The sequence below is a fragment of the Azoarcus sp. Soil_N_20 genome, assembly GCF_057656155.1.
In genome coordinates this window covers 179,135-202,004 of record NZ_JBDGKX010000003.1, presented here as the reverse complement: position 1 = coordinate 202,004, position 22,870 = coordinate 179,135, and the positions used below count along the sequence as shown (strand labels likewise).

Below are 22,870 nucleotides of genomic sequence, written 5' to 3'. Positions count from 1 at the left end.
GCTGCTGCACGCGGGGACAGCGCACGCGATCAGCGCCAGTAGCGTGGATAGCTGCCGCGTTGACGCAGGTTGTTCGCCAGCAGCGCCACCAGCACGATGGTCGCCGACCCGGCCAGTACCGGGGTCAGCAGGAAGTCGGCCCCGGCGTGGCTGGCCAGCACCACCAGCGGATCGGCGCCGGCCGGGGCGTGCACCGTGCGGGTCAGTTGCATCAACGCCAGGGCCACGCCGACCGCGATCCCGGCGGCCAGCCAGCCGTCGCCCAGGGTGTTGAGTACGATCAAGCCGACCACGCTGGCAACGAGGTGGCCGCCGACGATGCTGCGCGGCTGGGCCAGCGGGCTGTCCGGCAGGCCGAAGGCGAGCACGCAGCTCGCGCCGAAGGGCGCCATCTGCCACGGATAGCCGGACAGCTGGGTGAGCCAGCCGGTGATCGCGATGGCGGCAATGGCGCCGAGCATGGAGGTCAGCACGAAGGCGGGGGAGGGGGCGGCCGGGGCCGCGGAGGTGGCGAGGCGGGCAAGACGGGACATGGGCATCTCCGGTGAGGGTGGCGGGTGACCGGGTCAAAATGAAGTACACCGATCTGTCTACAAAGATAAACCGATCGGTGGACTTTTGTCTACCGATCGGTTTACTTTATTCTGGCCCGACCCCATACTGAAGTTGTTACCACCCGCCGGATCCGCCATGAACAAGCAGGAACAGCTCGTCGACAGTGCCATGCGGCTTTTCTACCGCCAGGGTTTCCACGCCACCGGGGTGGACCAGTTGAGCAGGGAGGGCGACGTCACCAAGCGCACGCTCTACCGCTACTTTCCGACCAAGGATGAACTCGTGCGGGCGGCACTCGAGCACCGCGATGCGATATTCACGGCGCGGATGCGCGCCCACGTCGAGGCCCTGCCGCTGAGGGCGCGCCCCGTCGGCTACATCGAGTTCATCCTCGCCTGGACGCAGGAGCCGGATTTCCACGGCTGCGCCTTCATCAATGCCGCTGCCGAATATCCGGCCAGGGGCGACGCGGCGCATGCCGTCGCCGCCGCGCACAAGGAGGCGCTCCGCGGCTACCTCGAGCGCATATGCGTCGAGGCCGGTCTGGCCGAAGCGAAAGCCGCCGCCTGCCAGCTCTTCCTGCTCGGCGAAGGCCTGACCGTGGCGGCGCAGGTCGGCGGCTACGATGATGAGTTGGCGAAATCGGCGCTGGCACTGGCGGCCACGCTGGGCGCCGGCTGAACCGGCGGGTGGCGATCAGCCGGCCTTTTCGAACAGGGTTTCGAGAAAACCCCGCCCCTCGCGCCGCAGCCGGCGGCGGGTGGTGACGTCGGCGATGACCTGGTGGTCGTCGTTGCGCACGATCTGGGCGTGGTGCCTGAGCTGTGCACCGTGGCGCTCGAATTCGCACAGCTGCAGGCTGAGGGCGCAGCCGACGTCGGCGTTGCCGTGATAGAGGGTGTGGCGCTCGGTGGTGACGCAGGGCGCCGCTGCCGGGCCGAACCAGGCGGCCTCGGCCTGATCGACCATTTCGTGGAAGCGGGCGAAGTACAGGAAGCCGGCGCCATTGAAGTGCACCGAAGGGCAGGGCCGCAGCAGCAACGGCGCGTAGCTGTGGTTGGGCCGGCCGTTGCGGGCCGCGTCCTGTTGGCGCCGGGTCTGCAGCCAGGCGCGGTTGTGCTCGGCGAAGCGCTCGCCTTCGTCCAGCTCCGGCACGGCGTCGAAGCCGGCCACCGCGCTGCGCACGGCCGAGGTGTTGACCCCGGCGGTCTCGCGCGCGACGAACACCGACAGCATGTCCAGCACCGCCCGCAGGCCATGTCCGGCAGATACCACGTGCTTGCTGTAGAACTGGGTGCGGCTGACGCGACCGAGGCTGCTGGCGATCTCCAGCACGTCGTTCTCGGCCACCGCATCGAGTTCGGCATGACGCAGCCGAACCGAGCGGAAGGCCGGATAGACCCGGCGCTGACGCGCGTCGCACAACTGCGCGATCGGCTGGCCGCAGGCCTGGGCCAGCAGCTGCCAGTGGCGGTCGCCGCACTCGGCCAGCAACCAGCTTTCCGACAAGCCGTTGAGGCCGAGCTGCGGCATGCCGACACGGTAGCGGCCAGGCAGGGCCGTCGGCACGGCGGGTGGTTCGACGAGGCGCGGTGCGAACGGCGGGGCGAATGCGGTGGCGTCTGACATGCTGCGGTCTCCTGGGGGCGGGGGTCAGGCGACCGCGGCCTGCGGGGTGTCGCCGGCACCGTCGCTTGTACTGTTGGACAGGCGCGCTGCGATCACATCGGCCAGATGACGCGCATCATCGGCGACGCCGAGGAAGCGACCCGAGCCCCAGGTATTGAGCCAGGGCAAACCGACGAAGTAGAGGCCCTCGACCGGTGCCACGCCGCGGGTGTACTTCGGATTGCCGCGGCCGTCGAAGGCGGGCAACTCGATCCAGCGGTAGTCGGGACGAAAGCCGATCGCCCACACGATGCAGGTGATCCCGGCGCCGTCGCAGTCGAGCGCCAACGGGTCGGCCCCGGGCGCCCACACCTTCTCGAACGGCGCCTCGACCGGTGCATCGATGCCATTGGCGGCGATGTACTTGTCGATGTCGCGACGGATGCTGACATACACCTCGTCGGCGTCGTCGAGGTTGCGGGTCAGGTCGGGCAGGAAGGCCACCCCGCTGCCCTGGATGTCGGCCATGCTGCCGTAGAGCCTGACCCCTTCGAGGGCGAACTTGCGCAGGTCGATCTCGTGGCCGCCGTCGCGCCCGGTCATGTAGTGGTTGGTCTTCTCGCGCGCCTTCTCGCCCAGCGGGTGACGGTCGATAGTGAGCTCGTAGTAGCCCATCTCCATCAACCACTCGGTGGCTTCGCGGCCGCGGTACATGCGCGGCGAACGCGGTGCCGGGCCGACGCACAGATGCACCTTGCGTCCGGCCAGGTGCAGGTCTTCCATGATCTGCACGCCGGACTGGCCGGAGCCGACCACCAGTACCTCGCCCTCGGGCAGGGATTGCGGGTTGCGGTAGTCGACCGAGTGGATCTGCCTGATGTGGGCCGGCAGGCTGGCGGCGTAGGCCGGCACGATGGGGATGTCGTAGCCGCCGGTGGCGACCACGATGTGCTCGGTGCTGAACTGGCCGGCGCTGGTCGTCACCTCCAGCTTGCCCGATTTGCCGCGGGTCACGTGCTGCACGCCGACGCCTTCGACGATGGGCGGCGCGATCCTGCGCGCGAAGGCCTCGACGTATTCGGCGATCGCGTCCTTGAGCATGAAGCCCTGCGGATCGTCACCCTGGTAGGGGAAATCGGGCAGGCGGCACTGCCAGTTCGGCGTGACCAGGCAGAAGGTGTCCCAGCGGTCATTGCGCCAGGAATGGGCGACGCGATTCTTCTCGAACACGATGTGCTCGATGCCGTTCTGCTGCAGGCAGTAGCTGACCGACAGGCCGGCCTGGCCACCGCCGACGACGATGACGGGGTAGTGCGAGCGTGACAGCAGCCGGGTGGATTGGGGGAAGAGGGTGTTCATGACGACTCCTGCATGATGCGAAGGTGGATGGGTATTTGCAGGGCAATCAACAGTGCGATGTCGGTTCCGACGCATAGGAGGGGGTGCGGCGTGCGTCTAACCCATCCCCACCCCAGCCCTCCCCTTGAAGGGGAGGGCGTGTCTGCGCCGCGCTCAACTCGACATCGCGTAGTCAATTACCGTGTTGACTCGGGCGCTCAGCGCGCGCCGGGCTTGAAGGCCTCGACGGCGACGCTGCCGTCGGGGGTGGATTCGAAATCGCGCGCGCGCTCGCGGATGCGGCCGAGCTGGTCCATCGCGCTGGAGCAGGTGTAGCCGTACTTCTGGCGGACCCGTTCGCTGGCTTCGGTGAGCGCCTGTTCGCAGCGGGAGACGAATTCCGGTACGGGATAGCTGTGGCCGGGCGCGAGGTAATCGCCGATCACCAGCGAGGGCGAGTAGCAGTTCTCTTCCTGGCCGTCGGGCCAGCGGACGTGGAAGTACATTTCAGGCATGGTCGAACTCCATTCGGGTTGCGGGGTTGAGCAGGGTGGCGTAGGCGGCGAGGTGCCGGCGGGCGCAGGCGGACCAGTCGTGACGGGCGGCGACGCGGCGACCGGCGGCGGCGAGTCGGGCGCGGGTGCCGGGCATCAGCGCGTGACACATCGCATTGGCAATGGATTCGGGATCGGTCGGCTCGGCCCATAGGCAGTCGTCGGTGCCGAGAAAATCGGTGAAGGGGGCGATCCGCGACACCACCACCGGCGTGCCGCTGGCCATCGCCTCGACGATGGCGAGGCCGAAGCCTTCGAGCAGGGAGACGAACACCAGTGCGTCGGCCAGGCGATAGAGCGCCGGCATCTCGTCATCGGTGAGCACGCCGGCGAGGATGACCGCTTCGCCCGGCCCGGTCGCGAGGCCCTCATCCTTGAGCGCGGCGTCGAACTGGCGGCGGTAGGCGCCGTGGTCGAGCAGACTGGCGCCGCCGGCGATCACCAGCTGCGCGGCGCCCAACGTGCGGTGCAGGCGGGCGAAGGCGCGCAGCGTGGCGATCGTGTTCTTGCGCGCCTCGATGCCGCCGACGGCGAGGAAGACCGGGCCCAGGTTCTGGCCATGGTCCGAACCCTGAGCGAGGCCGAGGCGGGCTGCCAGTTGCGCGTCGACGGTGCTGGCCACAGGCGTGAAGCGTGCCGTATCGACGCCGTTGCCGACAATGTCGGCGGCGAGGCCGAAACGTTCGCGCAGCTCGCACTGCCAGGTCGGACTGACGCATAGCAGGCGGTCGGCGCCGCGGATGGAGCGGGCCTCCAGCGCGTCGACCACGGCGTCGCCATAGCTCGCGTCGAGGTGGTGCACGGTGCGCACATAGCCGGGAATCAGGCCGCGCTGGCGCAGCTCGAGCAGCGCGTTGGCGCCGATGCCGTCGTGGGCGTGGAAGATGTCGAAGTCGGCGTTGCCGGGGGTGGCAAACCAGTCGATGAAGCGATCGATGCGGGCCTGGACCAGCGCGCGCAGTCCGCCCGTCGTCGGCTGCTCGGGAATCAGCCGGGTTGCGCAGCGGGTTTCGCGGAAGAAACCGGCGCCCGCCGGACCGGGTGCGTGCACCGTCACCGCGTGGCCGAGCGCAGTGAGCGCCTCGGCGAGTTCGAGACAATGCACCACACCGCCGCGCGGGTTGATCGAGTGGGTCAGCAGCGCGATGCGCAGCGGGCGCTCAGCCGGCATGGCAGGCCTCCTCGCAGCGCCGTGCAGCGGGCGCGACGCCCATCAGCGGGGCCTGCGCCAGATCCCAGAACAGCGCGTGCGCGGTGAGGTCGCCATCGACGAGGCTGAGTTCCAGGCGGCTGCCCGGGGTGATGTCGCCGATCGCCGCGGCGCCGATGTCGCGCGCACGGAAGCGCTCGACCAGCGCATCGGCCTGCTCCGGGCGGCAGGCCAGCAGGTAGCCGAAGCTCGGAAAGCTGCGCAGCCAGCGCTTTAGGTCGATGCCCTCGGGGCGGGGAATGTGGTCGAGCGCGATGCGGGCGCCGACCCCGGAGCACTCCATCAGCATCAGCGTGGTGCCGAGCAGGCCGGCCTGGCTGATGTCCTTGGCGGCGTGCGCCAGCCCGGCCTCGGCGATCGCCGGCAGCAGCGCGAGATCGGCGCGCAGGCGTGGCGGCGGTGCGCTGGTGGCGGCGTTCCAGTTGTCGAAGGGTTCGCGGTAGGCGCCGCGCAGGTCGATGGCGGCGACCAGTCTGTCACCCGGGCGGGCGGCAAAGCTGCTCAGCAGCGGGCCGGCTTCGCCGAGCACCGCCACCGCGAGCTGCATCTGCGCGCTGCGGGTATTGCTGTGGCCGCCGACGATGGGCACGCCGAAAGCCTGCGCCGCCGCCGCCATGCCGGCCATCACCGCCCGGGCCTGTTCGTGGCCGTCGCTCCATAGCGCATCGACCACCGCCAGCGGCCGGCCGCCCATCGCGGCGATGTCGGACAGATTCACCATCACCCCGCACCAGCCGGCGAACCACGGATCGTGGGCGACGAACTCGTTGATGAAGCCTTCGATCGCGAACAGCAGGTGGCCATCGTCACGGGCGATGGCGGCACAGTCGTCGCCGAGCCAGGCGTTGGCACCGGGCAGTGCCGGGGTGCCCAGCGCCTGCAGCACGCTGTCGATGTCGCGCTTGTGGGCGATGCCCTTGTGCGCGCGCAGGTTGGCTGCGAGGGTGGCAAGGTGGTCGCGGAGGGCGGCGGATGTCATCAGCGTCCCCGCCGCAGCTCGACCTGCATCGCTTCGCCCGCCGCAAAAGCCGGGTAGTGGGCGAGCTCGGCCTCCATCAGCCGGTGCGGTTGACCGTGCAGCGTGATCGCGTCGACACTGCGCCAGTGCAGGCGCTCGAACAGCGGCACGTTGCGTTCCTGTACCTGGGCGACGAAGCGCTCGCAGCCGAGCGTGTTGGCGCTGCGCACCGCAAGCTGGATCAGCGCACCGCCGATGGCGCCGATGCGGCGAAAGTCCGCCGCCACCGCCAGCCGCGAGCCCTGCCATACGCGGGCTTCGAGGCGGTGGATGCGCACCGTGCCGACCACCGGGCCGAGCGTGTCGGCGGTCTCGTTCTGCACCGGGCGCGCGACCAGGGCGATGGCGTGGTCGTCGATCGCATCGACATCGTCGCCGGCGAACAGGCCCTGTTCGTCGCAGAACACGGCGCGGCGCAGGCGCAGCGCGTCGGCGCGGGTGGCGGCGTCGGCGTGAGTCACCCGGTAGTGGCGCGGCAGCTGCAGCCGGGTGGCGAGTGGCAGCGGCGCGTTCATTTGCGGACCTCGTAGCTCGACAGCGCCGAGCACGCCCCGCACTTGCCGCAGCCGGCCTTCATCGCGCCGGCGGAGAGGCCGCCCCGGTGCAGCAGGTCGGCGAGCGGCGCGAGCACCGAATCCATGAAGGCGGCGTCGGGGGCCGGGTGGTCCTCCAGCGGCGTGCCGGAGATCGGCACGAAGGGCACGACGAAGGGATAGACGCCGATGTCCACCAGGCGCCCGCACGTGTCGAGGATCGCTTCCCTGCTGTCGCCCAGGCCGGCAAGGATGTAGGTGGACACCTGGCCACGGCCGAACACCTCCACCGCGGCGGCGAAGGCGTCGAAGTAGCGTTCGACCGGGATCGTCGCCTTGCCCGGCATGATGTGCTGGCGCAGCGCCGGGGTGACCGCCTCCAGGTGCATGCCCAGGCTGTCGACCCCGGCGTCGCGCACCCGGCGGAACCAGGCGAAATCGTCGGGCGGCTCGAACTGGGCCTGCAGCGGCAGATCGACCGCGGCGCGGATGGCCTCGGCGCTCTCGCACATGATCTGCGCGCCGCGATCCGCGGTGGGCGGGGTGCCGGTGGTCATCACCATGTGGCGCACGCCGTCGAGCAGCACCGCCGCGCGGGCGACTTCGGCCAACTGTTCGGGCGTCTTGCGCGCCACCGTGCGACCGGCAGCGAGCGACTGGCCGATACTGCAGAACTGGCAGCTCTTGGTCCGGCTCTGGTAACGGATGCAGGTCTGCAGCACGGTGGTGGCGAGTACGTCGGTGCTGTGCAGGGTGGCGATCTTGCTGTAGGGAACACCGTCCAGCGTCTGCAGCCGGTAGAAGCGCGGCGGGCGGGTGAAGGCGATGCGCGCCACGGTGTGGCCGTCGCGGCGGATCGTGGCGTGGCCGTCGGCGTCCGGCTGCGAGGCCTGGTAGGGCGAATTCAGCGCGCGGGCGGTGTGGATCGGGATCATCAGCGGGCGCCCGTCCATGACGATCGCGGCGTGATCCGACGGCCCGGCGCCGCCGCGCCGGCTGTGGACGTCGCCGGGTACGCCTTCGAGGCGGAAGCCGTGGCTCTGCAGCTCAGAGATCAGCTGATGCGGGCGCAATGCGGTCATCGTCGACATGCTCGGCTCCTGTCGGTTGGGGGAAGGGGAGGGATGGCTGCTGGGCGTACAGTGGCGTCTTGGGCGCAAGGTCGGCTTGCAGCGACAGCAGTTCCGGCCGCGCGTAATGGCCGACCGAATCCATCATCCGTTTGCGCTTGGTGATCAGCGCCATGTCGAGGTCGGCGATCAACATGCCTTCGCCCTCGGTCAGCGGCGGGCACAGGTAATTGCCTTCCGGCGACACGATGGCCGTGTGGCAGCCACCGCGCAGCGCCCGCTGCATGGCCGGATCGGGGGTGATCGATTCGATCTGCGCGTTGCTCAGCCAGCCGGTGGCGTTCACCACGAAGCAGCCGGATTCGAGCGCGTGGTGGCGGATGGTGACCGCCATCTGGTCGGCGAAGATCTGGCCGACCATCGAGCCGGGGAATTGCGCGGCGTGGATTTCCTCGTGCTGCGCCATCAGCGCATAGCGCGCGAGCGGGTTGTAGTGCTCCCAGCAGGCGAGCGCGCCGATGCGGGCGATGCCGGTTTCGACCACCCTCAGGCCGCTGCCGTCGCCCTGGCCCCAGACCATGCGTTCGTGATAGGTCGGGGTGATCTTGCGGCGCTTGAGCACCAGTTCGCCGGTTTCGTCGAAGATCAGCTGGGTGTTGTAGAGCGAACCGTGGTCGCGCTCGTTGACCCCGAGCACGACGACCGCAGCGGCCCGCCGCGCCGCTTCGCCGACAGCCTGGGTGACCGGGCCGGGCACGGTCACCGCCCGCTCGTACAGCACGAGATGGGCGGCGCCCATCGTCACTGCCGGCTGAACGAAGGAGAAATAGGGGTAATAGGGCACGAAGGTCTCGGGAAAGACCACCATGCGCGCCCCCTTCTCGCCGGCTTCCCGGATGGCGCGGCAGACCTTGTCCACCGTGCCGTGAGCGGATTCCAGGTCTGGCGCCATCTGCACTGCGGCGACGCGGACGATGCGTGCGGTCGTCATGCTCAACTCCTCGCGGCCGCTCAGAGCGTCCAGGTGTGGACGACGAAGGCGTCGTCGCGCTTGTGCAGCAGCTGGATGTCCATCACGTCGAGTGGACTGATCGGGCGGATGCCGGGAATCAGCGCCGGTTCGCCGTGGCCGTAGAGCGCCTGCAGGGCGAAGCGGCACGCATAGACCTTGCCGCCCTCCTCGATGAACTTGGCGATCTGCTTGTTCATCGCCAGGTGGCCGGGGAAGGCTTCGTCGCCGAGGCGGGGGAAGCCGCGCTGCACGCCCAGCGTCACGCCCGGGCCGTAGAGCAGGATGGTGGTCTCGAAGCCCTTGCGCTGCAGGCGCGTGGCCTGAAGCAGGTTGACCAGGCCGATCGAACCTTCGAAAGCCACGGTGTGGAAGGTCACCAGCGCCTTCTGGCCGGGTTCGGCCTTGACGTCCTCGAACACCTTCTCTTCGTAATCGACGAAGAAGTCACCGGCGGCATGGGGGGGCAGGGTCACAGCAGGCATGTCAGTTCCTCTATCAGTTGGGGTTGGATGCGTGCCGCGAGCGGTGCCCGGTGAGCTTGTTGGCGGATCCCGCTGGCGGTGCGCAGGATCAATTTAGCAATCAGCGTGCCATCAAGGGTGCTTTATTGTATGCATACAATAAATCGCAGTGCTGGTAAGGGAATGGGTCGGCGAAGGTGGCGTGTCCTACGCTCAAAGGCTTTCCGGTAAAGGAGGGCGACGCACTTCGAGCGTGCATGAAGGGGGTGTGGACGCACATCGATTGTGCATGCATTGTATGCATGCAATCAGATGTGGCCGTTCTGGAGGCGCGTGCGCAAGGGGAGGCGAGGGCGAGCTATTGGCCCGGCAATCGGGAAGCTGAGGTCAGTGTTGGCACTTTATTCCTCCCCCTTCAAGGGGGAGGTTAGGAGGGGGATGGGTTAGGGCGACGCCTGCTAAACCCATCCCCACCCCAGCCCGGGAGTCTTCGCTGCGCTACGCCGCTCCGCAGGCGGCGAGCGATGCTCGCCGAATTCCCTGCTCCGCCCCCTTGAAGGGGAGGGAGTCGCCGCGCCCCACTCCACTCGGCATCGTCCGATTGACTGTCGGGTTAATAGGAGACGGCGAGCGAGGGGCGCAGGGCGGCGATGCCGCCTGCGCCGTCGCGGTCAGACGATGGAGGAGTAGATCGCCGGCGGGTGGGACAGCGCCGAGCCGACGAGATCCATCGCGTGGCTGACGTCCGCCCGCGTGGCGGTGCCGCCGAGGCAGATGCGCACCGCTTCCACCGCGGCGCCGCCGACCAGGAAGGCGTCGCTGGTGACCACGCCGATGCCGCTGGAACGCAGGTGAGTGGCGAAGCTGACCCGGCTCCAGCCCTCGGGCAGCGGCAGCCACAGGTGGAAGCCGTCGGCTGCGGCGAGGTAGTCCACCGCGCCCAGCGCCTGCGCCGCGAGGTGCTGGCGGGCGCGCGATTCTTCGCGGATGAAGTGCACCAGCGCGTCGGCGGTGCCGTCCATGATCCACTCGCTGGCGATCGCCATCGAGATCGGCGGCGCCATCACCGAAACCGCGCGCAGCATCGCGCCGAGGCGCGGCGTCTGGCGCGGATCGGGAATCACCAGATAGGCCACGCGCAGACCGGCGCCGACTGTCTTGGACAGGCCGCAGACATGATAGGTGAGCTCCGGCAGCAGGCTGCAGAAGCTGGGCGGCGGGTTCTCGGGCAGCAGTCCGTAGGGGTCGTCCTCGATGATGGGCACGCGATGGCGCGCGGCGACCTCGGCCAAGGCCTCGCGCCGAACGAGCGACATGGTGACGGTGGTGGGGTTGTGCAGCGTCGGGTTGCAGTACAGCGCGGCCGGTTTGTGGTCGCGGCAAACAGCCTCGAAGGCCTCGGGCAGGATGCCGTCGCGGTCCGCGGCCAGCCCGATCAGGCTGATCCCGTGCAGCGCGGCGAGCGCGCGCACGCCGGGGTAGGTGACGTTGTTGCAGCAGATGCGCCCGTCGCCATTGCCGACCAGCAGGGAGAACAGGGCGTTGAGCACGCTGTGGGTGCCGGGGCACACCAGCACCCGTTCCGGCGTGGTGGCGATGCCGCGCCGCGCCAGCCACTGTACCGCGGCCGCGCGATCCTCCGGCCCGCCGCCGAAGGGCTGGTAGCGCAGCAGCGCACGGATGTCGCCGCACAGGGTCTTCATGCCGGCTTCCATGCGCGCCAGCAGTTCGGGCCGGTCGGGCTCGGGCGGCAGGTTCATCGACATGTCGATCAGCGGTGCGCGGGCTGCTGCCGGGCGCGCGCGCGGGCAGGCGTCGGCCCGCACGAAGGTGCCCTGGCCGACCCGGGCGTCGAGCAGGCCGCGGCGCTGCGCCTCGGCGTAGGCTCGGCTGATGGTGGTGAAGTTGTAGCCGAGCGCGTCGGCGAGCTGGCGCTGCGGCGGCAGTTGCGCATTGGCAGCCAGCCGCCCCTGGCGCACGTCATCGCCGATGGCGTCGGCGATCGCCAGGTAGGCGGGCTTGTCGGCGGCGATTGCCGTGGGGGTCCAGATCGGTTTGGAGAGACGCATCGGGGCATACAAGTGGATGGATTGCTGACATTGTATGCATCGATTGCGCACAAGTCATTGCCTTCGGCGAGGCCGCGCCTGTCGGCGCTCTCGCCGGCCTGCCGGTGGCAGATCCACGCCCTCCCTGGAGCAGGTCCGAACTGCCGCGGCCTATTCGCGGGGGCCGTGGCGCTCCGTCCCGCGGGACATTCGACGGAAGTCGGGGCCGAAGTGCACGGCGAGCACCAGCAGCGCGAGCGCTGCGGGCAGCCAGGACAGATCGGTTGGCACTGGTACGCGTCGCGCGAAGCGGGTATCGCGCATCGCCTGACCAAGTGAGGCTTCGTCCGTGAGGTGCCCGTACTCCAGGCCGAGCTCGCGGGCCAGTCCGCGCAGGTACGCTTCGCGCAGCGCCGACAAGTGCTCGCGGCTCAGGCCCGGCGTGTCTTGCGAGGGGTCGTGATCGGGCTGGATGACCTCGTCGGCGCTCCAGAAGCCCAAAGGCCGTCCGTCCGGGTCGGTCTTCGGAATCGGGCGGGGGGTATGCTTGCCGACCCCCAGCAGCCAGCCCCGAATCGCCCCCGGCTTCAGATCGTCGAAACGAGGCAGGCCGGACCCCCTCAGCGGCGGCGCCTCGTGTCCGTCGGTGAGGAAGACCAAATTCGCCTCATCGCCCAGATCGCGGGTCGCGCGCAAGGCCCAGAACAATCCCTTGCTGACCTCGCTGGCATTTCCCCATCGCATTCGGGCGTTGATGTTGTCGAGGGAGGCTAGTAGATCGTGATAGCCGCCGCACACCTCGATCGGCGCAAGGACGACCACGGTCCGGTACTCGGCGAAGGCGCCCAGCCCGACCCGTGAGCCGCAGGGCAGCGTGTGCAGGATGGTCCGCAGGCTATGGCGCGCATACGCGAGCCGGCTCGCGGGGGCGCCATCGAGTTCGTAGTCCTCGACGTTCATGCTCTGGGTGAGGTCGAACACGACGACGTAGCGGAAGGTGTCGCGCGCAAGCTGGATGCTCGGCATCCACAGCGCGACGAGCAGAAGCAGCAGCGCGATGCCGATTCCGGCAGCGTCCTTTCCGAGCACAGCGCGCAGCAGCCGTCGCGCCCTCATGGCAGTTCGATCTTGTCGCGCTGCATGGTGGTCAGCGCGCGCTCCCGTTCCGGGGACTTCTCCTGCGCGAACTCGGCAACGTACTCCGGCGCGAGCCACAAGGCACGTTCCAGGTTGTAGCGGGCGTCCCAGTCGTTCGGGGCCTCGCGCAGCGCATTGCGATAGCTTTGCTTGGCCAGCTCGATCAGTGGCAAGGACTGGGCTGCATTTCCCGGGCCGTTCCTGATGGCCTCGCGCAGGCGCAGGTTGCCGAGGTTATAGCGCGCAGCCGGACGAAGGTCGGCGCGGTCGCCTTGAATGATGGCTTGATATCCCTTCGCCGCGCCGTCGTGGTCGCCTGCCCGGGCGAGGGCCAGGGCCTGCGCGAAGCGAGCTTCCGGGAGGAGGCCGACGTTGGCCTGGGCTGCGTCGGCCCGGGCTGCGCCGGCCATCGCGCGGTTGGTGTCCTCGGCGCGCTCGAGGCGCACGAACTGGGAGGCCGCGAGCAGTGCGCAGGCCACGGCGGTGGTCGCGAAAGCGAGGTGGACACGGCGTCGTTTCATGACCAGCTCCGCAGTTGCACCGCGCGATAGGCGAGGAGCCCCACGCAGAAGAACGCCGCGGCGGCGAGGAAATGACGGCTGTAGTCCTGGCGCGGGATGCGCTCGAGGAATTCGAGGGGGAAATTCTGTTGCCGATCCACGTCGGCGACCGCCTCCGCCAGATCCTCCGGGCTTTCCGCCTGATAGGCGCGGTAAGGCGTCGGCAAGCCGGCGAAAAAGCGGTGCAGGGCGATTTCCGGGATGTTCTCGCTTCCGCGGTCGCGGGTATCGAGATCCGGGCCGGCGACCGACTTCAGGTAGAACCAGTTCAGGGTGATGCGGTTGCGCAGCAGGCCTTGCTGGATTTCGTGGCGTGAATCGGGATCGAGCCGGGCGCCGCCATCGGACACCAGCAGGATGATGCGGCTGCCCGAATACACCCGGCGGTCGAAGGTCTCGATCGCCGCGAGGAGCGCGCGGCCGACGTCGGTGTTGGAGAGGCCGCGGCCGATGCCACCGGCGGTGATGCCGGCCTGGACGACTTCATTGTGCTGGGTGAACGGGACGACGTGTAGGGGGCTGGCACTGAAGAACATGATCGAGAAACGATCGTCGGGCCGCCGTGCCACGAAGCTGGACAGGAGCTCGCGTGCGGCCTTGCCCTTCTGTTGCCCGCGCGCTTCGGTCTGCCCGCGCAGCAGGTGCGGATCGATGCTCTGCCAGTCGGCCGGCAGCATGTGCTCGTCCATGCTCCGACTGCGATCCATGAGCAGCAGAATCTCCGCGCCGCGCCCGATGCGCGGCACCTGCGTCTCGGAGCGGCCGGGCCCTGCCAGCGCCAGCACCACGCTCAGCATCGAGAGCAGCGCGAACGCGTGCCACAGGAAACCGGCAATGCGGCCTGCGCGATCCTGCGGCAGCCAGGGCAGGTGGGAGAATGCGAGCGTTTCACGCTTCCTGCGCAGCAGCGGGAGCAGTGCGAGGGGCAGCAGCACAAGCGCCCACGGCTGGGCGAGATCGAAGCCCGTGTTCATCGCTCGCGCCGTTTTTCGATGCGCCGCAGATCGCTGCATAGCGTACGCAGCGGCAGCGGGTCGGCGGGCAGCCCGGCGCCGAAGAAGCGCTCGCGCGACTGGAGATAGAACAGCTCGATGCGTGGGCGCAGCGCTTCGAGCTGCGGCGCGCGCCGGAACAGTTCGGGCAGGGTCGCGGTGTGGACGACGCGCCCGGCGGTGCGGTCGAACGCACGGTGCAGGGCCTGCCAGGCTTCGGGCGCGGTTTCATCGGTGCGCTGCATCTCGCGCAGCGCGCGGGCGAAAGGCTGCGTCGCCGAGGCGCGCCAGTTGCGCTGCAGCCACCACGCGAGCCATGCCACCAGGGTGAGCGCGAATGCGGAGGACCAGATCGCGATCTGGCGCCGGATCGGTTCGGTCGCTACCGTGGGCGCCGCGTGGTCGGGTCTCAACTCACCCAGGCCACCTACCGTGAATGCTGCGCGGGGCGTGAGCGGAGCCACGCTGATCGGCCACTCCCCGATCCTCAGTACGGCGGCGCCCGAGGCGGAGGCGATGTCCCAGGCTGGCAGGGTCACCGTCCGCAGCGCCTGCGGCGCGTTGATCACCTGGTACTCGACCACCATCCAGCGGCGCCCGTCCGCACTCGACTCGATGCGCGCGGGCCGCCGTTCGAACCACACGCCGATACGCTCCAGGCCGGGTAGGGCGGCGGGCTCGAAGTCGCGCTCCCCGGCGCTCAGCAACACGCGCTGGGTGAGCAGGTCGCCGATCGCGTAGCCGAAAGGACGCGGCTGCTCCACCGCCGCCTCGATCTGCACCGGCGCCGCTTCCCCAGCCGCGGGAGACGGCGTCGCGACGAGTGCTGCGGCGGCCAGGGCCACTGCCGCGAGCGCGCGCCCGGCGGCGCTTCCCGAGGTGAGGCGTGCTCGGGTCATGCGCCCGCCTCGAAGAAATGACGGGACATCGCCTCGCCGTCGAATGCGCCGCTCAGGTAGAACGGACGAATCCCCCGCGCCGCGAAGAATCGGTCGATTTCGGCACGTCGTTGCGCCACCGCTTCGCGCCATCGGGCACGCAGGCTCGGACGCATCCACAGCGTGCGGCGCACGCCGGACTCCAGGTCGCGCAAGGGGGCAAGGCCGTCGCGAAGCGGTGGCTCGATCTCGGCCGGGTCCCACGCCACGATCGGCACCACATGGGCGCGGGCGAGAAGATCGAGCACGGCGGCCAGACGATCGAGCGGCCAGTGGAAATCGGAGGCCAGGAAGACCAGCCCCCGGCGTCCCGCCAGATGCAGCACCGTCTCCTCCAGGCCTTCGATGCCGCCCGGCCGGCCTACGCAGTCTCGCAGCAGTGCCGCCATGATCTCGCCGCCGCCGCGGTTCAACAGCGCCGGCACGAAGAGATCGGCGCGCTCGGTGGCATCGAAGGCGAGCATGCCGAGTGGATCGCCGACGCGAAAGGCGCTGCGGCCGAGGGCTTCGGCGAAGTCGGCCACGACGTGGAGCTTGGGCCTGAGCCGTCCGAAGCACATGGAGGCCGAGCAGTCGACCACGACATGGACCGGAGTTACGGCGCGCTGGCGGTCGAGCCGCACCAGCCAGTCGCCGCGCAGATCGCGCACGCTGGCGCGCAGATCGAGGCGGCGCGGGTCCGGACGGTCGTGAAGACTGACGTGCGAGACGAATTCACCGCCACTGCCGAGGCCGGAGCCGGCATGCGAACCGGGACGGCCGCCGCCCACACGATGGGGCAGGCGATAGTGGAAGTCGTGGAGGGCATTCATCGCTAGCGCGGGGTGGGGACCTTCTCCAGGATCTGCGCCACCAGCGCGTCCGCGATCGGTCCGCGGCGCATCTCGTAGACGGGCGTGAAGAAGATCCGGTGCCCCAGGGTCCACGGAGCGATGGTGTGGATGTCGTCGGGAACCACGTGATCGCGGCCCGACAGCCAGGCGAGCACGCGCGCGGCGCGCATCAGCGTCATCATGCCGCGCGGGCTGGCCCCGGCGAGGATGAGCTTTTCCATGTCTACCCCTTCGATCCGGATCCCGAACTTCAGCGGGGTGTGGCTCGCATCCCACAGATCCATTACATAGCGCTCGAGCGCCGCGCTGGTGCGGATGCGGCGTTGAACGGTGCTCGCGATATCGTTCAGATCCCGCCACGGCAAGACGCCGGGCGATACGCGCTCGAGCAGTGCGTCGACATCGTGGAACTCGGGTTCGAACACCAGGGCGCGGCGGACCGCCTCGTCGGTGGGCGTGGTCATGCGCAGCTCGAACATGAAGCGGTCACGCGCGGCCGATGCGAGTTCGAAGGTCTCTTCCTTCTCCACCCGGTTGCGGTCCGCGAACACGGTCATGTACGGGAAGCGGTACTCCTGGTTGAAGGCGGATACGGTCCGTTCCGCCATCGCACGCAGCAGGAGCGACTGCACCTGCGGGCGGGCGCGATTGATCTCGTTGAAGAAAAAGGTCACCAGCCGGTCGCCGTGACGCAGCAGCGGGCCAGGCTCGATGCGCGGCTTGCCGTCCGCATCGACGTAGGTGTGATACACGAGATCGCCGGGCATCAGGTCGATCGTGCCCTCGACGCGCTCGAACTCACCCCCCACGGCGCGCGAGAACGCACGCAGGATGGTGGTCTTGCCGACGCCGACATCGCCTTCCAGAAGCACGTGGCCGCGGGCGAAGAGCGCCACGTTGATCGCCCGCACCGTTTCATGCTGGCCGATCACCGCCTTCGCGACCTCTGCCTCCACCTGTAGCGCGCGGCTGCGCCAGTCGTCCAGCTGCTCTTCGGCAATCATCCGGCTCTCTCGTCGGCAAGGCGGGCGGTCGGCTGCAAACGACCATGGCGCTCGGGCTCGTTCATGGATTTCCGCTGTCCCGGCACGATCGATAGTAGTGACCGTGGGGCGCGGCGGTCAAGCCGCAGGAAAGATCGCGGCCTCAGGCTGCGATCGGGATCCCGTCACGCAGGGCAGCCGGGTGACGGACGACGATGGCCACATGGATCTTCGTCAGCCCGAGGAGCTTGGCCATCGAGAGCCGGTGTTTCCCGTCGAAGAACAGAAGTTCACCGTCCCTGCCCAGATCCACCAGAATCTCGTTCTCCATGACTTCGAGAAAATCCCGTCTGTTCCGGTTCGCCGTGACGATCGCCCGGGTGGACTTGAAGCCATGGTCACGCATCGCGGTGAACACCCGATCGAGCGACTCCCATTTGCGGCGTATCGCCTCCGGGTTCGCATAAGAGGGCCAGTTGTGATGAGGTGCGGCGGTGATCATCTCGCGGATGAACGCGGTTTCTTCCCACGCCGCGCCCTCGATGAAGCGTTGTCGTAGGGAAGCATGGAGCAGCGTGTCATCGAAGGTCTGGGCCAGCGAGTCGTCGAACGCGTTCGCCAATCGAAGGGCGATGCACTCGGACTCCGACTGGCGTGCCTTCACGCCTGAACGGTCCCAGTCGCCGTCGAGAATTCGACCGAAGTCGCGAAAATCGTCAACTTCACTGCGGTTGCGTCCGGAAAACCGCCTGATGGTGCGGGGATCAACCTCGTACAGACGGTAAGGATTGATTCCCCACGCATCGACATCATGTGACCTGAGGCGATGGATGAGCTCCATCGCCCTGTAATAGGCTCGGAAGGTCGTCTCCCGTTTCATGGTGTGTTTGAGGGCGCTTAGCATAGGGCCGAGCGCTAGCGAAGCAGGGACCGGGTGCGGGCAATGGCGATCACGTTGTCCCGAAACCACGGCCACAGTGCGTAGATCACGGCCAGCGCCAGCGTGAATGCTGCGACGCCGACCGCAAGACGCCCGGGCAACGATTCGGCAAGGTGGGCGGACGCGAGCGCCGATACCAGGGCACACAGTCCGTGGGCTGTGATCAGCCGCAGGCCGTTAGTGAACATCGCCCTCACGGGCGCACCCGAGTCGCGTAGCCAGAATAGCCCCACTCCCCATTTTGTCGCCAGCGCACACACGTAGGCGATCGCGACTCCGCCGACGCCCCAGTTGGCACCCGCGAGAACCGCTGCGACGATAACCACGCGCGTCGTCAGCACATAACGCAGTTGGGAGCCGGTGAGGCCTTTCGACAGGAACACCCAGTAGCTGGCATAGGCCGCCGCCTGGAAGATGCCGCCTATCGCAAGAATCTGGAAGAGCGGAACCGCGGAGCCCCACTGCTCGCCGAGTACCAGCAGGATCAGCGGTTCGGCCTGTGCACACGCGAAAGCGAAGATGGCGATCACCAGATGCAGAAGGGCCGACTGGCCATGCAGGAGGAAGGCGTCGTAGCGCGCGGGGTCGGACTTGAGTCGGGACAGCACCGGCAGGGCGATCGTGGTTGCCGGGGCATTGATCTGGTTGAGCGGCATCATGAGCAGCTGATAGGCGCGGTTGTAAAGACCGAGCGCGTCGGTCCCGAACCGGTAGCCGATCACAAGCGCGTCCACGTTGCGGCTGAGGTACGCGATCAGTTGCGTGTTCATCAGATTCCAGCCGTAGGTCAGCAACCCACCCATTGGCACACGGCGGCGGGGCAGGCCCGGCCGCCAGCGGGCAAACGCCATCATCAGGATCAGCGCGATCGCGGCGTGGCCGATTTGTTGAACGACCAGCGCCCAATACCCGAATCCATTCAGCGCCAGTGCGAGGGCAGCGGCCAGTCCGCCGGCCTGGGCGCCGATTTCTGCGGCGGCGAGCTCGCCGAAGCGCATGTCGCGGTTGAGTTGCGCGCGATACTGGGTGGCAATGCCGGTGAGGACGAAGGTAAGCGCAAGCGCCTGCGCAACCGGGATCAGCAGTGCCTGGTCATAGAAGAGGGCGATCCACGGCGCGGCCAAGTAGGTCGCAGCGGCCAGGGCCGCTCCGATGGCGGTGTTGATCCAGAACAGATTGCTGCGTTGCTCCGGGGAAAGGCTTTCCGCCTGAATCGACGCCGCCGAAAGCCCGAAATCGCGCAAGACTTCGCCGAAGCCCACGATGGCGACGACCATCGCCAGAAGTCCGTAATCTGCGGGCGAGAGTAGCCGGGCGAGGATGACGATGCCGCAGAACTGGAGCAGGATCCTGCCCCCCTGACCACCCATCGTGACCAATGCGCCGCGGGCGGCCAATCTGCCGAGGGGTTTTGCCGGAGGCTTGGCTGTCGCGTCGCCGGCTGCCGATTCCGGTTGCATTCAGGCCCCGGAGACGGCGTTGTCGATGGGGGCAAGATCGGCCGGGTCGTGGCGCCTGTCCGTAGCGGACCCTTCGTGACGCGGCACATCGGGTGTCGGTGAGCCCTTGTCCTCGCGTACCCGTTGAAGAACGGACGCCGGGAGCTGATTCGATTGCAGCACGTGTACCGGCTGTGGTGAGCCAAGGCGGAGGTGTGTCGTAATGGCCATTTCGAACTTCCTGGTCATGCCACGATGGCGTTGCGTCCCATCCGTCCGGATGGTGCGCCGCAACAGATCGAATCATGTTACCGCGAGAGGTAATAAAAAATTCACGAAAACCCCCCGTAATTTACATTTCGAGCAGATGTTGGCGGACGCGCGCGTCGCCGGCCGCCGGGACGGATCGTGCCGCGTCCGTCGCGCCCGCGATGCTTCGGATCCGCCGCATCAGGACTGCCGCATCAGGACTGCCGCGCGGGCTCCGCACGTTGAAGCGCACCGAGCGCGGCGCCTGCCGATACCACCACGATCCCGATCCCGACCGTCAGGCTGATCGACTCGCCGAGCAGGAAGTAGGCGCCGATCGCCGAGACCGCAGGCACCAGCGCGAGCATCATCGATGCTTGGCTGGCGCCGATCTTCTGGTTGGCGTAGCTGTACATGCCGGCCGCGAGCAGGGCGGCGATCACACCCTGGTAGCCGCCCTGCAGCAGGAGGTCGTTCCACCCGGCCTGTTGGATCGTCTTCGGCAGCCACATGAAATAGACCGGCAGGTAGGTGATGGCGGAGAAACTGGCGATGCCGAGAATCGCGCGTTGCGGCTTGATCTGCCAGCGCCGCATCAGCAGGCCGAACACGGCCCAGGTCCAGGCGGCGGCGAGGAACAGTGCGTCGCCGATCCACTCGTTGCCGTCGCGTGGTGCGAGCAGGCTCGCGGATCCGATCAGCACCAGGCCGGTGGTGGACAGCAGCAGCGCGATCAGCACCCTGCGCGGGATGCGGAAACCGGCGCCGACTGCGAGCATGATCACGGTCCAGAACGGAATGCCGCCATTGACGAACACGCCTGCATGCGCGCTCGGCGCGAACTTGAAGCCCGAATAGACCAGCAGCCCGTAACCGAGCCCGCCGAACAGTGCCAGCACCATGTAGCGCGGCCACTGGCGTGCGGGCACCAGCCAGATGAAGAGCGGCAGTGCGATGAGCCCCGAGACCCCGTAGCGCAGCGCGGCCAGGTCGAAGGGCGTGAATGCGCCGGTGCTGCCGAAACGGGAGACGATGTTGAAGCCCGACCAGCACAGCACGACCACGACGCCCGCAAGGGCGCCCTTGTGTACGTCGGACAGCGCGGGCCGCGAGGGTGGGTGAGCCGCTTCAGCTTTCATGTTCGCCTTGTTCTTTGTGCTGCATGGAAGGCAGCGACATCCGGAATCGTGGATCCCGGACTGCAGGGGGTGAGGGGCCGCTTGATGACTTGGTCGTGTTTTGCCACCGATGATAGGGGCATCGCGATCCGCAGCCTATTGGTAACTCACCGAATAGTCGCTGAAGGCCCGCAGTGCCTGCTCCGCGTCCTGGTCGGCGCGCAGCGCGAAGGCGTCGAAGCCGCAGCGGTGCAGGAAGTAGAGCTGGTCGCGCAGCACGTCGCCGATCGCGCGCAGTTCGCCGCGGTAGCTGTGGCGCTCGCGCAGCAGGCGGGCGATCGAATAGCCGCGGCCGTCGGTGAAGACGGGGAAGTGGACCGCGATCAGCGCCAGGCGGTCGATGTCCGCCAGCAGCGGCTCGAAATCGTCGTCGGGCTGCATCCACACGCCGGTGTCGGGATGGGGCTCGACGCCCGCGGTGCGCCATTCCATCCAGCGCGCCAGCGACACGATGGCGGCGACGCCGCTGTCGGCCGGGGTTTCATCGGCGAGGACCGGACGCGGGTCGCAGAAGATGCGTTCAGCCTTGATCACGCGGCTCATGGGCGGCTCCGTAGAGGTGTTGCTTGAAGGGTTCGTGGCCGACGCGGCGCAGGGTGTCGATGAAGTTCTCGCCGTCATGGCGCTGCAGGCGATACACCCTGACCACCTTGTCGACGACGTCCGGGATGTCGCCGGCCTGGAACGAGGGGCCGACAATCCTGCCGATCGCCGGCGGCGCATCTTGGCTGCCGCCGAGGGTGACCTGGTACCACTCCTCGCCGTTCTTATCGACGCCGAGAATGCCGATGTTGCCGATGTGGTGGTGGCCGCAGGCATTGACGCAGCCGGAGATGTTGAGCTCGATCGGGCCGAGCGCATCGAGCGCTTCCTCGTCCGCGAAGTGCTGCTGGATGGCCTCCGCCACCGGGATCGAGCGTGCATTGGCGAGCGCGCAGAAGTCGCCGCCGGGGCAGCACACCACGTCGGTGAGCAGGCCGACGTTGGCGGTGGCGAGGCGGTGCTGCAGCGCCTGCTGCCACAGCGCATGCAGATCGGCGATGCGCACCTGGGGCAGCACCAGGTTCTGCTCGTGGCTGACCCGGATCTCGCCCGCGCTGTACTGCTCGGCAAGATCGGCGACCGCGTCCATCTGCACCGCCGCGGCGTCGCCTGGCGGGTTGCCGGCGGGCTTCAGCGACAGGGTGGCGATGGCATGGCCGGCGAGCTTGTGCGGGCTGACGTTGCGCGTCAGCCAGCGCCGGAAGGCCGGTTCCTGGTGGTGGGAAAGGCTGCTCTCGAGCGTGTCCTCTGCCCGCAGTTCGGGGCCGCGGAAATGACGCTCCATGGCCTCGAAGCGGTCGTCGGCGATCATCGCCGGGCCGCCGCGCAGGTAGGCCCATTCCTTGTCGACCTCGGCGGCAAAGACCGCGGGGCCGAGCTCCTTGACCAGGATCTTGATCCTCGACTTGTACTTCTTGTCGCGCCGGCCGTGGCGGTTGTACACGCGCAGGATGGCGTCGAAGTAGCCGAGCAGCTCGCGCCGCGGCAGGAAGGACTGGATGCGGTGGCCGACCATCGGCGTGCGCCCGAGACCGCCGCCGACGAAGACCTCGAAGCCGATCTCGCCATCGTCGCGGCGCAACGCGCGCGCACCGATGTCGTGGAAATTCACCGCGGCCCGGTCGTTCGGGCTGCCGGTGAGGGCGATCTTGAACTTGCGCGGCAGGAAGCTGTATTCCGGCGACAGCGTGGACCACTGGCGCAGGATCTCGCAGTAGGGGCGGGGGTCGAGCACCTCGTCGGCAGCGACGCCGGCGAAGGGGTCGGTGGTGATGTTGCGGATGCAATTGCCCGAGGTCTGGATCGCGTGCATCTGCACGGTCGCGAGCTCGGCGAGGATGTCGGGCGTGTCCTCCAGCCGCACCCAGTTGTACTGGATATTGCAGCGGGTGGTGAAGTGGCCGTAGCCGCGGTCGTATTCGCGGGCGATGCGGGCGAGCATGCGCAGCTGCGTGGCCGACATCGTGCCGTAGGGGATCGCGACCCGCAGCATCGGCGCATGGCGCTGGATGTAGAGTCCGTTCTGCAGGCGCAGCGGACGGAAGTCGTCGTCCGACAGCTGTCCAGCGAGGAAGCGGCGCATCTGGTCGCGAAAGCGCTCGACGCGCTCGTCGACCAGGCGTTGATCGGTTTCGTTGTATTGGTACATGGCGGGTCTCGTGTCGGGGGCGC

Annotated in this window: 23 protein-coding genes; 1 reads left to right on the top strand and 22 read right to left on the bottom strand. The window is 68.3% G+C overall.

The window, feature by feature from the left end:
• Nucleotides 1-29 precede the first annotated feature (29 nt).
• Nucleotides 30-533 (bottom strand): HPP family protein, encoded by a 504-nt coding sequence (locus tag AC3A35_RS08240; RefSeq protein ID WP_487435556.1) that lies wholly within the window; start codon nt 531-533, stop codon nt 30-32.
• Between the two features lie 157 nt (nt 534-690).
• Here AC3A35_RS08240 and AC3A35_RS08235 point away from each other — a divergent pair, with 157 nt between their 5' ends.
• Nucleotides 691-1,236 carry a TetR/AcrR family transcriptional regulator gene (locus tag AC3A35_RS08235; RefSeq protein ID WP_487435555.1) on the top strand — a complete coding sequence of 182 codons (546 nt, stop codon included), beginning with the start codon at nt 691-693 and terminating at the stop codon, nt 1,234-1,236.
• Between the two features lie 15 nt (nt 1,237-1,251).
• Here the strand turns inward: AC3A35_RS08235 and AC3A35_RS08230 are convergent, their stop codons facing one another.
• From AC3A35_RS08230 to AC3A35_RS08130, 21 genes are all read right to left on the bottom strand, one after another.
• On the bottom strand, nt 1,252-2,184 hold the full coding sequence (locus tag AC3A35_RS08230) for a Pnap_2097 family protein (RefSeq protein ID WP_487435554.1): 933 nt from the start codon (nt 2,182-2,184) through the stop codon (nt 1,252-1,254).
• Nucleotides 2,185-2,208: 24 nt separating this feature from the next.
• On the bottom strand, nt 2,209-3,522 hold the full coding sequence (locus AC3A35_RS08225; RefSeq protein ID WP_487435553.1) for an MSMEG_0569 family flavin-dependent oxidoreductase: 1,314 nt from the start codon (nt 3,520-3,522) through the stop codon (nt 2,209-2,211).
• Between the two features lie 197 nt (nt 3,523-3,719).
• Complete coding sequence (locus AC3A35_RS08220; protein ID WP_487435552.1) at nt 3,720-4,016, bottom strand: MSMEG_0570 family nitrogen starvation response protein; 297 nt, start codon at nt 4,014-4,016, stop codon at nt 3,720-3,722.
• The gene (locus AC3A35_RS08215; protein ID WP_487435551.1) at nt 4,009-5,226 is read right to left on the bottom strand and encodes an MSMEG_0565 family glycosyltransferase; all 1,218 of its coding nucleotides are present in this window, start codon (nt 5,224-5,226) and stop codon (nt 4,009-4,011) included. Before AC3A35_RS08215 ends, AC3A35_RS08220 begins: the two co-directional genes overlap by 8 nt.
• Complete coding sequence (locus AC3A35_RS08210) at nt 5,216-6,244, bottom strand: sll0787 family AIR synthase-like protein (RefSeq protein WP_487435550.1); 1,029 nt, start codon at nt 6,242-6,244, stop codon at nt 5,216-5,218. Before AC3A35_RS08210 ends, AC3A35_RS08215 begins: the two co-directional genes overlap by 11 nt.
• Nucleotides 6,244-6,798, bottom strand: a complete 555-nt coding sequence (locus AC3A35_RS08205; protein ID WP_487435549.1) for an MSMEG_0567/Sll0786 family nitrogen starvation N-acetyltransferase — start codon at nt 6,796-6,798, stop codon at nt 6,244-6,246. Before AC3A35_RS08205 ends, AC3A35_RS08210 begins: the two co-directional genes overlap by 1 nt.
• A complete protein-coding gene (locus AC3A35_RS08200; RefSeq protein WP_487435548.1) occupies nt 6,795-7,907 on the bottom strand; it encodes an MSMEG_0568 family radical SAM protein in 1,113 nt (370 codons plus the stop codon). The genes AC3A35_RS08205 and AC3A35_RS08200 overlap by 4 nt, the downstream gene beginning before the upstream one ends.
• Nucleotides 7,864-8,877 carry a Nit6803 family nitrilase gene (locus tag AC3A35_RS08195; RefSeq protein WP_487435547.1) on the bottom strand — a complete coding sequence of 338 codons (1,014 nt, stop codon included), beginning with the start codon at nt 8,875-8,877 and terminating at the stop codon, nt 7,864-7,866. The genes AC3A35_RS08200 and AC3A35_RS08195 overlap by 44 nt, the downstream gene beginning before the upstream one ends.
• Before the next feature lie 20 nt (nt 8,878-8,897).
• Nucleotides 8,898-9,380, bottom strand: a complete 483-nt coding sequence (locus AC3A35_RS08190) for an MSMEG_0572/Sll0783 family nitrogen starvation response protein (protein ID WP_487435546.1) — start codon at nt 9,378-9,380, stop codon at nt 8,898-8,900.
• 650 nt (nt 9,381-10,030) lie between these two features.
• Nucleotides 10,031-11,428 (bottom strand): aminotransferase-like domain-containing protein, encoded by a 1,398-nt coding sequence (locus AC3A35_RS08185; protein ID WP_487435545.1) that lies wholly within the window; start codon nt 11,426-11,428, stop codon nt 10,031-10,033.
• A 150-nt stretch (nt 11,429-11,578) separates the two neighbouring features.
• Nucleotides 11,579-12,523, bottom strand: coding sequence for a vWA domain-containing protein (locus AC3A35_RS08180; RefSeq protein WP_487435544.1), 945 nt, complete (start codon nt 12,521-12,523; stop codon nt 11,579-11,581).
• Entirely contained in the window at nt 12,520-13,065 is a 546-nt protein-coding gene (locus AC3A35_RS08175) for a hypothetical protein (RefSeq protein ID WP_487435543.1), read from the bottom strand. The genes AC3A35_RS08180 and AC3A35_RS08175 overlap by 4 nt, the downstream gene beginning before the upstream one ends.
• On the bottom strand, nt 13,062-14,078 hold the full coding sequence (locus AC3A35_RS08170; protein WP_487435542.1) for a vWA domain-containing protein: 1,017 nt from the start codon (nt 14,076-14,078) through the stop codon (nt 13,062-13,064). The genes AC3A35_RS08175 and AC3A35_RS08170 overlap by 4 nt, the downstream gene beginning before the upstream one ends.
• A complete protein-coding gene (locus AC3A35_RS08165) occupies nt 14,075-14,995 on the bottom strand; it encodes a hypothetical protein (RefSeq protein WP_487435541.1) in 921 nt (306 codons plus the stop codon). Before AC3A35_RS08165 ends, AC3A35_RS08170 begins: the two co-directional genes overlap by 4 nt.
• On the bottom strand, nt 14,992-15,846 hold the full coding sequence (locus AC3A35_RS08160) for a DUF58 domain-containing protein (protein ID WP_487435540.1): 855 nt from the start codon (nt 15,844-15,846) through the stop codon (nt 14,992-14,994). The genes AC3A35_RS08165 and AC3A35_RS08160 overlap by 4 nt, the downstream gene beginning before the upstream one ends.
• 2 nt (nt 15,847-15,848) lie before the next feature.
• Nucleotides 15,849-16,871, bottom strand: a complete 1,023-nt coding sequence (locus AC3A35_RS08155) for an AAA family ATPase (RefSeq protein WP_487435539.1) — start codon at nt 16,869-16,871, stop codon at nt 15,849-15,851.
• A 142-nt stretch (nt 16,872-17,013) separates the two neighbouring features.
• Nucleotides 17,014-17,730, bottom strand: a complete 717-nt coding sequence (locus AC3A35_RS08150) for a hypothetical protein (RefSeq protein WP_487435538.1) — start codon at nt 17,728-17,730, stop codon at nt 17,014-17,016.
• Between the two features lie 35 nt (nt 17,731-17,765).
• Nucleotides 17,766-19,250 carry a lipopolysaccharide biosynthesis protein gene (locus tag AC3A35_RS08145; RefSeq protein WP_487435537.1) on the bottom strand — a complete coding sequence of 495 codons (1,485 nt, stop codon included), beginning with the start codon at nt 19,248-19,250 and terminating at the stop codon, nt 17,766-17,768.
• Nucleotides 19,251-19,693: 443 nt separating this feature from the next.
• Entirely contained in the window at nt 19,694-20,617 is a 924-nt protein-coding gene (locus AC3A35_RS08140) for a DMT family transporter (RefSeq protein WP_487435536.1), read from the bottom strand.
• Nucleotides 20,618-20,752: 135 nt separating this feature from the next.
• Complete coding sequence (locus tag AC3A35_RS08135; RefSeq protein ID WP_487435535.1) at nt 20,753-21,199, bottom strand: DUF934 domain-containing protein; 447 nt, start codon at nt 21,197-21,199, stop codon at nt 20,753-20,755.
• Entirely contained in the window at nt 21,177-22,847 is a 1,671-nt protein-coding gene (locus AC3A35_RS08130) for a nitrite/sulfite reductase (protein WP_487435534.1), read from the bottom strand. The genes AC3A35_RS08135 and AC3A35_RS08130 overlap by 23 nt, the downstream gene beginning before the upstream one ends.
• Between the last annotated feature and the right edge of the window lie 23 nt (nt 22,848-22,870).

Bases quoted from the DNA above. Each gene is read 5' to 3' on its own strand.
- AC3A35_RS08180 (WP_487435544.1), bottom strand. From the start codon at position 12,523: ATGAGGGCGCGACGGCTGCTGCGCGCTGTGCTCGGAAAGGACGCTGCC.
- AC3A35_RS08185 (WP_487435545.1), bottom strand. From the start codon at position 11,428: ATGCGTCTCTCCAAACCGATCTGGACCCCCACGGCAATCGCCGCCGAC.
- AC3A35_RS08170 (WP_487435542.1), bottom strand. From the start codon at position 14,078: ATGAACACGGGCTTCGATCTCGCCCAGCCGTGGGCGCTTGTGCTGCTG.
- AC3A35_RS08200 (WP_487435548.1), bottom strand. From the start codon at position 7,907: ATGTCGACGATGACCGCATTGCGCCCGCATCAGCTGATCTCTGAGCTG.
- AC3A35_RS08175 (WP_487435543.1), bottom strand. From the start codon at position 13,065: ATGAAACGACGCCGTGTCCACCTCGCTTTCGCGACCACCGCCGTGGCC.
- AC3A35_RS08140 (WP_487435536.1), bottom strand. From the start codon at position 20,617: ATGAAAGCTGAAGCGGCTCACCCACCCTCGCGGCCCGCGCTGTCCGAC.
- AC3A35_RS08235 (WP_487435555.1), top strand. From the start codon at position 691: ATGAACAAGCAGGAACAGCTCGTCGACAGTGCCATGCGGCTTTTCTAC.
- AC3A35_RS08145 (WP_487435537.1), bottom strand. From the start codon at position 19,250: ATGCAACCGGAATCGGCAGCCGGCGACGCGACAGCCAAGCCTCCGGCA.
- AC3A35_RS08240 (WP_487435556.1), bottom strand. From the start codon at position 533: ATGTCCCGTCTTGCCCGCCTCGCCACCTCCGCGGCCCCGGCCGCCCCC.
- AC3A35_RS08215 (WP_487435551.1), bottom strand. From the start codon at position 5,226: ATGCCGGCTGAGCGCCCGCTGCGCATCGCGCTGCTGACCCACTCGATC.
- AC3A35_RS08160 (WP_487435540.1), bottom strand. From the start codon at position 15,846: ATGAATGCCCTCCACGACTTCCACTATCGCCTGCCCCATCGTGTGGGC.
- AC3A35_RS08210 (WP_487435550.1), bottom strand. From the start codon at position 6,244: ATGACATCCGCCGCCCTCCGCGACCACCTTGCCACCCTCGCAGCCAAC.
- AC3A35_RS08205 (WP_487435549.1), bottom strand. From the start codon at position 6,798: ATGAACGCGCCGCTGCCACTCGCCACCCGGCTGCAGCTGCCGCGCCAC.
- AC3A35_RS08130 (WP_487435534.1), bottom strand. From the start codon at position 22,847: ATGTACCAATACAACGAAACCGATCAACGCCTGGTCGACGAGCGCGTC.
- AC3A35_RS08195 (WP_487435547.1), bottom strand. From the start codon at position 8,877: ATGACGACCGCACGCATCGTCCGCGTCGCCGCAGTGCAGATGGCGCCA.
- AC3A35_RS08135 (WP_487435535.1), bottom strand. From the start codon at position 21,199: ATGAGCCGCGTGATCAAGGCTGAACGCATCTTCTGCGACCCGCGTCCG.
- AC3A35_RS08150 (WP_487435538.1), bottom strand. From the start codon at position 17,730: ATGAAACGGGAGACGACCTTCCGAGCCTATTACAGGGCGATGGAGCTC.
- AC3A35_RS08190 (WP_487435546.1), bottom strand. From the start codon at position 9,380: ATGCCTGCTGTGACCCTGCCCCCCCATGCCGCCGGTGACTTCTTCGTC.
- AC3A35_RS08155 (WP_487435539.1), bottom strand. From the start codon at position 16,871: ATGATTGCCGAAGAGCAGCTGGACGACTGGCGCAGCCGCGCGCTACAG.
- AC3A35_RS08165 (WP_487435541.1), bottom strand. From the start codon at position 14,995: ATGACCCGAGCACGCCTCACCTCGGGAAGCGCCGCCGGGCGCGCGCTC.
- AC3A35_RS08220 (WP_487435552.1), bottom strand. From the start codon at position 4,016: ATGCCTGAAATGTACTTCCACGTCCGCTGGCCCGACGGCCAGGAAGAG.
- AC3A35_RS08225 (WP_487435553.1), bottom strand. From the start codon at position 3,522: ATGAACACCCTCTTCCCCCAATCCACCCGGCTGCTGTCACGCTCGCAC.
- AC3A35_RS08230 (WP_487435554.1), bottom strand. From the start codon at position 2,184: ATGTCAGACGCCACCGCATTCGCCCCGCCGTTCGCACCGCGCCTCGTC.